The organism is Vibrio sp. Vb0937, from assembly GCF_033338855.1.
On the sequence record NZ_JAWOTK010000281.1, the window covers coordinates 1 to 1226 of the forward strand.

General features: G+C 48.2%; 1 protein-coding gene. It reads right to left on the reverse strand.

Going from position 1 to position 1226, the window contains the following annotated elements:
• On the reverse strand, positions 1-1226 hold a 1226-nt coding region (locus R7P67_RS25085), incomplete at both ends, for a translocation/assembly module TamB domain-containing protein (protein ID WP_318086355.1).

Genomic DNA, 1226 nt, shown 5'->3' on the forward strand with positions numbered 1-1226 from the left:
CCACTCACCGTCACTTGAGAGTCATCACCCGAGCCAGCCGTATCAAGCTGTAAATCTTGTACGCCAAAGGCTTCACCGATTTCTCCAACAACACGACCGCTTTTCGCCAAACTCAGACCAATTAATGTGGTCGTCATCGCGTTACCACCCGACTCACCATCAATATCTTGACCACGAAGCAGGTAAGACAACGCGTTGGCTTGTGGCATCGCAGGCTCCGAGAAAATTTCCACACTCGGATCGGAAGCTGGGCCAGTCACACGCACACCCGCGATCACATCGTCTTGAGTATTGTCAGGGTTACGAATCGCTTTGATCGATACATACGGTTGATCCGCTGGACCGTTCATTAAGATCTTACCTTCTTCGATCACCAAATCTTGACCAAATGAACGGTAAGAACCGTCAACGATGTTTACCTCACCAACGATGAATGGTCCTTTGTCTTTTTGTGTCACGTTAAGGCTACCTTTCAAGCCGCCCTTCAAGCCAAACGCCGCAAGTTGGAAGTCGTCACCAATCTTGATGTTGATGTCCGTTTCGACGTTGAATGGCATAGCCGTCACTTCATCAACTGGCTGTAAATCCTTGTTTAAAATCACGGTATCACTCGACACCCCAACCGCACTTGGTGGCAGTTCCTCAATGACGATACGTCCCCATGGCAGATTGATGTTACCTTCCACCTTCGCCAACTGCGGCGTGACATCAATGGTCATGTCCGGCTCAACTTTGATTTTGACCATCGGCGGCATATCAACTTTTAGTTCTTTTGCAAACACGCGGGCACGAGTGCGCCAGTCTTGCAAGTCACGCCAGTCAGCATCACCGGTGATTTCTAGCTTACCGTCAGGCGTAATGATCCCAGCATCCAGATCCGCTTGGTGACCTTTGAAGTTGATCACGACTTGTCCGGAGTTGATGTCGATTGGCGTCACTTCGCCTTGCAGCTTCATTTGATCGATAAGGAACTGACCATTCACTTTTGGATGCATTACATCACCAGACAAGGCCAAATCAGTATTCATATTAGCCTTGAACAAGCTGTATTCCCCGATCAACGGAGCCAAGAAGTCCAAGTGGAACGTAGAAAGCGCAACCTTACCGTCAATAGTTGGCTTCTCAGATGAGACATTCAGTAAAGAAACCTTACCAGACAAGTCACCGTTATCTTTCACATCAAATAACCACTCAGCATCAAGCTTGTCTTTCGCTAATGCTGCTTT